This is a genomic window from Actinopolymorpha sp. B17G11 (genome assembly GCF_040196095.1).
Lineage (GTDB): Bacteria > Actinomycetota > Actinomycetes > Propionibacteriales > Actinopolymorphaceae > Thermasporomyces.
Genome location: NZ_JBEFTW010000077.1, coordinates 1 through 8,640, shown reverse-complemented (window position 1 = coordinate 8,640; position 8,640 = coordinate 1). Strand labels below are relative to the sequence as shown.

Below are 8,640 nucleotides of genomic sequence, written 5' to 3'. Positions count from 1 at the left end.
AGAACTCCCCATCTGCCAGGACCTCAACATCGTGCTCGACGGCTCGACGCACGCTCGATGCCAGTTGATCCGCTTCATCCCTGCTCAGGCCTGAGTCCACCACTCAGAGTCGCACAAGCACGCACTCTCATGCCGCATCCCGGGCGCTCACGTGAGTGGGTCAGATTGCCTCGTCCGGAGGTCGAGGTACTCGTTCTGGACGAGGCCATCGTTCACCCAGCGGTCTGGCCGTGCTCCGAGGTCGGCCGCCGCTTGAAAGAGGCTCTCCGTGCTCGGATATTCCCCCACTCGCAGGCCCTCGCCGAATTCCTCTTCCTCGTCGGTAGGGCTGAACTCATAGACGTCGAGGAAGTCGGTCGAGCCTTCATCCAATGTTCTGTGCAGGTGCAGCACAAGGCTGGCCCCGGCTGGATGTGCTCGAACCCATTCGACGGTGCCGGCTTCAAGGCTGGCCGAGAGCACCTGCTCAACCGCCGCGCCGCGCTTCAGCGCCGCGCGCGCCTGTTGCTCCGTCAGATGGCGCACGTGTTCATCATGCCCTAACGCGGCCGTCTGACTTTCCGAGTGCGCGCACATGCCGCTCTAGGTGGATGGGTTGACGGTGTGCTCTGGCGACCCGGTACTCGGTATATGGACACCTACACCTCTTCTTCGGGGCCGGCCGTTTCCGGCGTTGTCGTCGCTACAAGCCCGCTGCTGCGGATGGCCGTCGCCGCGTACTTGGCCCGGTTCAAGGGTCAGTCGCGGATCCACACCGAATCGGACCTGCGCGGTTACCTGACCTGGTGAGAGGACCGTGCCCTCGATCCCTTCACCGCCCGCACGACCTCACATCGAGCTCTACATCCGGTGGATGCAAGAGGTCCGCGGTTACCGCCCGTCAACGGTCTCGCGGCGCGCGTCGGTGATCGCCGGGTTCTACCGCAGCTGTGTGATCGACGGCGCCCTTGAGCACTCGCCGGCCGAGTACGTTCGCCGCCCCACCGTGCCGGCCGAGTCGCCCACCCTCGGCCTGACCCACCTCCAGTTCGAGGCGCTGCTCAGCGCCGCCCGGAACTCGGTCAACCCATGCGACTTCGCCCTGGTCACCCTCCTGGGCCTGCTGGGTTTGCGGATCTTCGAGGCCACCGGAAGCAACATCGCAGACCTGGGCGAAGAGCACGGCCACCGGGTGCTCCGGGTCCGCGGCAAGGGCGGCAAGGTCGTCCTAGTTCCACTGCCGCCTGCGGTCAGCCGTGCCATCGAGCGGGCCATCGGCGAACGGACAGCCGGGCCCATCCTGCTGACTTCCCGCGGGACCAGGATGGACCGGCACTGTGCCACCCGACGTCTCCGCCGGCTGGCCGAGCAAGCAGGCGTTCGGCTCCCCCGCATGCATCCACACATGCTGCGACACACCTTCGTCACCACCATGCTCGACGCCGGCGTCGACCTGCGCGACGTCCAGATAGCCGCCCGCCACGCCGACCCTCGCACCACCATGCGCTACGACCGAGCACGCAAGAACCTCGACAGACACCCAAACTACATCCTCGCCGCCTACATGGCATCAGGCACCTGATCCGAAAGCACGAACGTGCCGATGAGCGAGCGCGGCCGGGCAACGACCGATAGCGGCTGTTCGAGTCGGCATCTACGCGGGCGGCTCACCCCCACCACGGCTCCGTGACGACGATTTTGTGCGATTCCGACAGGGCCTCCCGGACGGACGCCAGGAGCTGCTTCCCTTCCGCAAGCCACACCGCGTCGCCTGGGCCATCGATGGGCAACATGTCTTCGTCGACGAAGGCGTCGTTCCACGCGATTACGCGAGACGCGAGTTCCTCGGGCAAGAGCGACGCAGACTCAACCGCAACGCGGTCAACCCACATCTGCCCGGAGCCATGTTCGGGCCACCACTCAATCCGCGCAGGCACAACCGCAGGCTACTGCCGCCGTGAGTCGGCTTCAGGACGGGTAGGACGTCGGTGGCCAGCCGATTCGTTGCAACTGTCGCTGAGGGGACCAGCCAGGCGGCGGGCCTGCGGCACCGTGCCAAGGGTGTCCCTCCCAGATCCAGCGCACACGCCATCCGACGTAAAAGCCGGCCCGCAAGTCCTCTCGGCCTCCACACGCATCTTGGTAGCCAAACTGAAGACCGCAGCACTCGCAGATCTCCTGAGAGCCGACGCCCCCATGCCAGGGTGGCTCTTCTTGCTCATGGCCGCAGGCTGGGCACGGGTTCACCCGGAGATCATGGCATTCCGAGCGCCCGCTCATGCCGCGATCCGGTGCTCGTGCCGATGTACGGGACTATCAGGCCCGGAAGGTCTGGCCCGTCGGACGGCCGTGGCGGATCTGTTCGAGTGACCACGCGTCGTCGGAGTAGTCGTCGAACGCGTATCCGCCCTCGGCCAGGAGGCGCTCGACAAGATCACGCATCTCAGCCTGGTAGTCCCCGCGACCGGCCACACGAACCTCGACCCATACGCCCGCGAGTTCCTGCCCCTCCTTCCGCAGGGCGTCCACCTCGGATTTGGAGAACCAGCCCTGGACCTGCAACGCCTGGATCAGGTCTTGCGCAGACTCGTAGCGGGTCACACCGACCTCAAGCCGTCGATTAGCAACCCCGAACCATTCCGACCCTGCACGCTCGCCCACGCTATCGAGCAGGGACAGCAGCCGAGGCAGGCCCATGACCGGGAACACCTGCACCGACCTCATAGCCGACAGTGTCTCAGCCGCGCACCCAGACGTCCGCACATGCCGCGATCCGCTTGTGCCGAGTTGCGGGGGTGTGTCCGATTAACGGTGGATCTTGGTCTGGCATCTAGTTGGTGCTGCTTGCTGTGATGCGGCCTTCGAACGTGATGGCGAACGCGTTGAGGGCCGGCTTCCACCGCATGGCCCATCGTGCCCGTCCTCGTCCGGTGGGGTCCAGGGCCCTGGTCGCCAGGTATAGGCACTTCAACGCGGCTTGGTCGTTGGGGAAGTGCCCACGAGCCTTGACCGCGCGGCGGTAGCGGGCGTTGAGCGACTCGATCGCGTTCGTGGAACAGATGACGCGGCGGATCTCCACGTCGTAGTCCAGGAAGGGCACGAACTCGGCCCAGGCGTTCTCCCACAGCCTGGTGATGGCCGGGTACTGCCCGCCCCATTTGGCGGCGAACTCGTCGAACCGTTCCCGTGCGGCGGGTTCGCTGGGTGCGGTGTAGACCGGGCGGAGGTCCTTGGCGATGGCGTCCCAGTACTTGCGGGAGGCGTAGCGGAACGTATTGCGGATCAGGTGGATGATGCAGGTCTGAACCGTGCACAGCTCCCACACGGCGGTGATGGCCTCGCCCAGGCCCTTGAGCCCGTCGCAGACGGCGATGCACACATCCTCGACGCCGCGGTTCTTCAGCTCGGTCAACACCGCCAGCCAGAACTTCGCGCCCTCACCGCCGTCACCGGCCCACAACCCGAGGATGTCGCGTTCCCCGCTGGTGGTGACGCCGATCACCACATACACCGGCCGGTTGGTGACCTGGCCGTCACGAACCTTGACCACGATCGCGTCGATGAAGATGACCGGATACACCCGGTCCAGCGGCCGGTTGCACCACTCGGCCATCTCGGTCAGCACCTTGTCGGTGATCCGGCTGATGGTGTCCTTGGACACGCTCGCCCCGTACACCTCGCCGAAGTGTGCGGCAATCTCTCCCGTGGTCAGCCCTCGCGCCGACAGCGACAAGATGACCTGGTCGATGCCACCGAGGCGGCGCTGCCGCTTGCGCACGATCTGCGGATCGAAGGATCCGTTGGTGTCCCTGGGCACCTCGATCTGCACCGGCCCGATCTCGGTCAGCACAGTCTTGGCACGGGTGCCGTTGCGGGAGTTACCAGAGCCTCGCCCCGCCGGGTCGTGCTTGCCATAGCCGAGGTGCTCGGCCATCTCCTCCTCAAGCGCGGTCTCCAACACACTGCCGGTGAGCTGGTTCAACAGCCCGCCCGGCCCGACCAACTCGATGCCCTGTTCCTTCGCCTGCGCCAGCAACTGCCGAGCTAGCTCGGCCTGATCGATCTCCTCCGCCATGGCCGACATCTTCTCGGTCATCAGCCTGTCCCTTCCCACCGAGCCACGCTCGGTGCGTCAGGCCAGACCAGATCCACCGTTAGACGGACAGTCCCGGCCCAGAATCGTCGTCGACCTCCTGGCGAAGGATGACTTCGACTGCCGACACCCCCGTGAAGACGGCCACTCGGCGCGGATCCGGGCCTAGCGGAGCTGCTTCGGCGAGTGCAAGCACCTCCAGAAGCAACCGAGCCTCGGCGGAGTCGCTATCGAAAGTCAGGCCGCACGCCGTCGACTCGTTGAACGCCAGGTCGAGGCCGTCGACGAGTTCACGGCTCCAGTTCATGGGTCAAGGATGCATCGGGAAGTCGGACTCGGCGACACAATTCGCACTCCCCGCGTCCATCCGCAACTGCCGCCGAGCGTGAATCACGACCATGCCGATGAGCGGTCGTCACTCAATCCGGGGGCAGCAAGGGCTCTTCCCGCATACTGGGCCTGTGACGGATGAGAGCACACCGAAGGCATGGGTGGTCGGCCTCCCTGCGTCGCCACCGATGAAGGACTCGCCGGAGGAACTGCTAGTGGCTGCCGGTGGGAGCGACGCACCCTCGAACCCGCACTACCAGCTCGAGGTTGACCACGCGAATGACCCGGCTTTCGTCCGCCAGGAGGCGGCTCGGCGGCGGTTCCGTGGTCAGTACCTGCGGCGTCTGCGTCGGCTGCGTCAGCGGGAGAAGCACCTCCGCACGGACTAAGCCAAGCGCACTCTCATGCCGCTATCCGAGCGATCATGCCGATGAGCGGACGGACGCCAGTACGCGGAAGCGGCTATGAGCCGGTCCGCAAGTCGAAGGTCGCTACTGAGCCCATGACGTCGAGCGTGAGCAGTCTGCCATCCACGGAGTACGACCAAGGGGGCTCCACGAAACGAGTCCAGAGCTTCGTTCCGTCTATGTCCCAAGCGGCCAACCCGACCTCGGCGGACATGACGACGGTCGATCCGTGCTGCCGCCATGACCAGAAGCCGAGCTCGGCCTCGTCGCTCCACAACCTCTCGGCCTCAGGACTGATCCGGTAGGCGCGCAGAACGGTTCCAGCGCCCACGAAGGCGACTTGGGACTCCGGAACGACAAGCACGCCTGGCGCGAAACCGCCTTGGCTGGGCGCGTACCGCAGAGCAAGAACGAGGCCAGGCCACTCCCGCTCGGCGCGACGTACTCCGGCGACCAGCAGCGCGGAATCGCGATCAGCGGCGTTGTCCTCGTCGACCAACTCGGCGTGTGCGCAGTAGCTGTGCCAGATCGGCGGGTACTCGCGCGCAACGAACACCTCGATGCCGCTGATCGACACGAACTGGGGTTCGGGCGAAAGATCCACGGTCCGAGCATGGCAGCGATTCGAGACTCGATGTCCGATATTGCCGGTATCGGAGCGACGCGCACGCTCATGCCGCGTTGCGCTCGCCTCTGCGGCGGTCCGGGAGGTTCGCTCGTACGACTGATATGTCTGCAACCGCTTGGACTGAGCGAGCCGTAGGCTGCCCGGGTGAGACGGTGGTTCTGGCAGACATGGAACGGACGCGTGCGTCCACTGCTCGACCGACTCCCGCCGGGCATCGAAGCTGATCCCAGGTGGGCGTGGCTAACCACCACATGGGAGTCACGATTCCCGACAGCGCGACCAGTTGGCCACGAGTTGCGCGGCGCTCTCGCTGATCGCTGGGTCCGGTTCCACAGCTTGCCTGAGTCGAAGCGGTACCCAGACGACGAGCCGGAGTACGCGGAAGTCCTACGACGTCACCACGCTGTGCTGGATGTCCTCGCGGCACCAGGAGCGGAACTGATCGCGATCACGGTTTCGTGGTCGCCAAGTCGTCACCCACGGCGCCGGCCGCGCGATCTGGTCCGTGTGGCACCCGACGGCGCGCTGTGGAGGTCCGTTCTCTACGAGGCCGACGACGACGGAGAGTTCTGGTTTCATCTGTTTGCGAGCGGCCTTCACAATGCTTCGCGCGACCTCGATCCGCTGCTGCGTTTGGTCGCAGATTGGGCAACCTCAGACGTCATCCTCACGAGTCGGGATCTCGACTGGCTGTATCACCCGTACGACGGCGGCGCCGACGTTATCGCGCCCTCAGCACTAGAGCGGGACACTCTCGCGAATCGGTTCGCCGACTGGCTCCCGCGCAACCCGGCAGGCATATAGGCCAGTTCGAAACCGCCATCTCGGTTGGACGCCGAGTCGCTCGCTCATGCCGCGATCCGCGCGATCATGCCGATGAGCGCGCTTCGCTCTCGCCGTCGGTACTGCTCCGATACTGGAGCCATGACGAGCAGCGGAAGCAACGACCGGGCGGATGAGGCTCGGGCCGATGTCGTTGGCTTGAAGATCACCGGCGTGTTCTTCCTCCACAACTTCATCGAGGTACACATGGGGAATGTGATCCTCACCGGCATGACCCAGCCCTTCGGACTGATCGGATGCCAAGGAGTGGGGCCCGCATCGATCGTGTCCCTGATCGGCCACACCGTGGATGACCTGACAGTCGTCGACGGGGAGTATGTAGCAATCGACTCGGGCGAAAACCGCCTCGCGTTTCCAATCGGTGGCCCAACCGCGACCGGACCGGAATCGGTCCTACTTGTCCGGCCCGCTCAACACGAGCTTGGCATCGAGAAAGCAATGTGGGTCATGACAACCGTCGCCGTGCCTGCGGTGGTGGTCGAGCAGCGTCGACGGACTCTCCTTCACGGTCGAGCCCGGTGTCGTCACCGGCTTCCTCGGCCCCAACGGCGCGGGCAAGTCGACGACGATGCGGCGTTGCCGCCGAGGTGCATGAGGAAGGTCCGGTCGGAGACCTTGTGGTAGTCCGGAAAGTGACGCGGATGCCACCGGGGACTGGTGCGCCGTCATGCCGAATTGACGGCGGATCACTTGGGCGTCTGCTCAAGCCGATCCAGACGAAAGACGAGCGCCTCGAATGTCGGAGAAGGGCGGATATCGCTGCACCTGTAGCGGAGACCATCCGTAGTGGTCTCGCGAAGCATGCCGCTGGTCGCGGCCTGCGATTCCCGGCCATAGCCGCGACCCGAGTCCCAGACGTTGTACAGGCGCAGCAGCCCGTCCTCTGACGACCGAACCACGATTTCTACGGAGGGTGGAGCCGTGTCGCGCCACAGAACGGCTTGCGGTGAAGTCTGTCCGGCGACCTCTAGTTGGCCTTCGACGCCGAGCCAGACGCCTTGATGCCATCGTGGTTCCGCCGACTCGAACACCAACTGGAAAGCGGATCCGGCGCAGCACTCGACTGTCTCGATGAGCCAGACCGGCACGTCCTGCGTCGACAGCGCCTGGTTCACGCAACTGCTCGGCAGCTTCATGACGGCAGCCTAGGGCCAACGCGATCGGAGGCGGGTGGGCGCACATTCCGCAGACAGGGGTCAGCGGTCATGTGCGAGCGTGCGCTCCTAACCTTCGAGCATGGATGACCAGGCGAAGCGAGTCTGCGTGCCCCTCATGCGGGGGTGGGCCGAGTTTGAGAACGATGCCGCGAGCTTGCTCGACCTGCGGCTCGCCGAGCAGGCGTCCGATGCTCTCGACAACGCCAGCGCACCACGACCACAGCTGCTTAGAGCCGCAGCGAGCGACCTGGAGTACGCCTACTACACCGAACGACCGGGACACCATCAGCAGGTCGGTCGGCAGATCCTGAGCCCTGTGAGGGCTGAGACGGACAACTGAGCATGGGAGCGTCCTCATCTGCCGCGATCCGCGCTCTCGCTCTACCCCACATCATCCGGCGTACGACCGTCGCGTATCAACCGACTGAGGACAGGCGAGTCGACCCCTAGTCTTAACGCAGTAGGTGCTTGACAGAGCTGTGCCAGCACCTGCTGACGCTTCGCCGCCGCTCAGGCGGCAATCAGTGCATCTCGGAGTCGCCTGGCGAACGCAAGCAACTGGGCGAATGCCACGAGGTCCCTGGGCGTGACTTCGCGTCTCGGTTCTTCGCCCAGGCTCTCAAGTGCGGCATCCAGGACGACGTAAGAGGCCCCGTCCGTCCGCGCTCGGGAGCCTCGAAGTGCTGGAGCCGCCGATAGCCCGGTGAGCGCGACTGCTGCCGCAGCGAGCGGCGGTGCTGTAAGTGAGCCCTCTGAAGCACTCAGGGCGGCGAGGACGTCGGTTCCGACCTGGCCGAGGTCGAAGCGAAGACTGAACCACGCGCCCATCACGACCGGTCGCCACGCGCCGACCCTCAGCAGCCAAACGACGTCATCAAGCTCGGCGGTGCGGCCGACCTGGACCAGATCATCCCACACCTCGCCCCCAACCCACGTGGCGTTCAACCCCATCAGCTTCAGGTAGAACGGCACCACCAACGTCGTTTCGCGCGGAGTCAGCCCCATGCGTTCCAGTCTGGCATCAGGCTTGACGGCACCACGCGAATCGAACAGACCGCTTCTGCGGCGATCCGGGCGGTCATGCCGATGTGCGGGCGGCGATCAAGGCCGGCCGGACCCGCCGACCGGCGTGATGATCTCGACATCGCCCCCATCAGGTTGCCACGACATCTCAATGTCGTCGGCGATGATCAGCCAGCGGGC

General features: G+C 65.4%; 13 protein-coding genes and 1 pseudogene. 6 read left to right on the top strand and 8 right to left on the bottom strand.

The window, feature by feature from the left end; genetic code table 11:
- Positions 1 to 147: 147 nt before the first annotated feature.
- Positions 148 to 525, bottom strand: coding sequence for a hypothetical protein (locus ABN028_RS34735; RefSeq protein ID WP_349699593.1), 378 nt, complete (start codon positions 523 to 525; stop codon positions 148 to 150).
- Positions 526 to 630: 105 nt separating this feature from the next.
- On the opposite strand from ABN028_RS34735, the gene ABN028_RS34730 reads away from it, so the two are divergent.
- Positions 631 to 789 (top strand): hypothetical protein, encoded by a 159-nt coding sequence (locus tag ABN028_RS34730; RefSeq protein WP_349699592.1) that lies wholly within the window; start codon positions 631 to 633, stop codon positions 787 to 789.
- A gap of 64 nt (positions 790 to 853) precedes the next feature.
- The gene (locus ABN028_RS34725; RefSeq protein WP_349699591.1) at positions 854 to 1,561 is read left to right on the top strand and encodes a tyrosine-type recombinase/integrase; all 708 of its coding nucleotides are present in this window, start codon (positions 854 to 856) and stop codon (positions 1,559 to 1,561) included.
- An 85-nt stretch (positions 1,562 to 1,646) separates the two neighbouring features.
- On the opposite strand, the gene ABN028_RS34720 is transcribed toward ABN028_RS34725, so the two are convergent.
- From ABN028_RS34720 to ABN028_RS34705, 4 genes are all read right to left on the bottom strand, one after another.
- Positions 1,647 to 1,916 carry a hypothetical protein gene (locus ABN028_RS34720; protein ID WP_349699590.1) on the bottom strand — a complete coding sequence of 90 codons (270 nt, stop codon included), beginning with the start codon at positions 1,914 to 1,916 and terminating at the stop codon, positions 1,647 to 1,649.
- Between the two features lie 379 nt (positions 1,917 to 2,295).
- A complete protein-coding gene (locus ABN028_RS34715; protein WP_349699589.1) occupies positions 2,296 to 2,694 on the bottom strand; it encodes a hypothetical protein in 399 nt (132 codons plus the stop codon).
- A 115-nt stretch (positions 2,695 to 2,809) separates the two neighbouring features.
- A complete protein-coding gene (locus tag ABN028_RS34710) occupies positions 2,810 to 4,075 on the bottom strand; it encodes an IS256 family transposase (protein ID WP_502879261.1) in 1,266 nt (421 codons plus the stop codon).
- A 58-nt stretch (positions 4,076 to 4,133) separates the two neighbouring features.
- Positions 4,134 to 4,379 carry a hypothetical protein gene (locus ABN028_RS34705; protein ID WP_349699588.1) on the bottom strand — a complete coding sequence of 82 codons (246 nt, stop codon included), beginning with the start codon at positions 4,377 to 4,379 and terminating at the stop codon, positions 4,134 to 4,136.
- Between the two features lie 154 nt (positions 4,380 to 4,533).
- On the opposite strand from ABN028_RS34705, the gene ABN028_RS34700 reads away from it, so the two are divergent.
- Entirely contained in the window at positions 4,534 to 4,791 is a 258-nt protein-coding gene (locus ABN028_RS34700; protein ID WP_349699587.1) for a hypothetical protein, read from the top strand.
- 73 nt (positions 4,792 to 4,864) lie between these two features.
- Here the strand turns inward: ABN028_RS34700 and ABN028_RS34695 are convergent, their stop codons facing one another.
- Positions 4,865 to 5,413, bottom strand: coding sequence for a hypothetical protein (locus tag ABN028_RS34695; RefSeq protein ID WP_349699586.1), 549 nt, complete (start codon positions 5,411 to 5,413; stop codon positions 4,865 to 4,867).
- A 168-nt stretch (positions 5,414 to 5,581) separates the two neighbouring features.
- Here ABN028_RS34695 and ABN028_RS35715 point away from each other — a divergent pair, with 168 nt between their 5' ends.
- Both ABN028_RS35715 and ABN028_RS34685 read left to right on the top strand, forming a co-directional pair.
- Entirely contained in the window at positions 5,582 to 6,241 is a 660-nt protein-coding gene (locus ABN028_RS35715; protein ID WP_502879260.1) for a DUF3885 domain-containing protein, read from the top strand.
- Positions 6,242 to 6,746: 505 nt separating this feature from the next.
- Positions 6,747 to 6,854: pseudogene (locus ABN028_RS34685) on the top strand (ATP-binding cassette domain-containing protein); the annotation flags it as partial.
- A gap of 112 nt (positions 6,855 to 6,966) precedes the next feature.
- Here the strand turns inward: ABN028_RS34685 and ABN028_RS34680 are convergent.
- A complete protein-coding gene (locus tag ABN028_RS34680; RefSeq protein WP_349699584.1) occupies positions 6,967 to 7,416 on the bottom strand; it encodes a hypothetical protein in 450 nt (149 codons plus the stop codon).
- A 100-nt stretch (positions 7,417 to 7,516) separates the two neighbouring features.
- Between ABN028_RS34680 and ABN028_RS34675 the strand changes: the two genes are divergently transcribed.
- The gene (locus ABN028_RS34675) at positions 7,517 to 7,777 is read left to right on the top strand and encodes a hypothetical protein (RefSeq protein WP_349699583.1); all 261 of its coding nucleotides are present in this window, start codon (positions 7,517 to 7,519) and stop codon (positions 7,775 to 7,777) included.
- A gap of 170 nt (positions 7,778 to 7,947) precedes the next feature.
- Here the strand turns inward: ABN028_RS34675 and ABN028_RS34670 are convergent, their stop codons facing one another.
- The gene (locus tag ABN028_RS34670; RefSeq protein WP_349699582.1) at positions 7,948 to 8,409 is read right to left on the bottom strand and encodes a hypothetical protein; all 462 of its coding nucleotides are present in this window, start codon (positions 8,407 to 8,409) and stop codon (positions 7,948 to 7,950) included.
- Positions 8,410 to 8,640 lie beyond the last annotated feature (231 nt).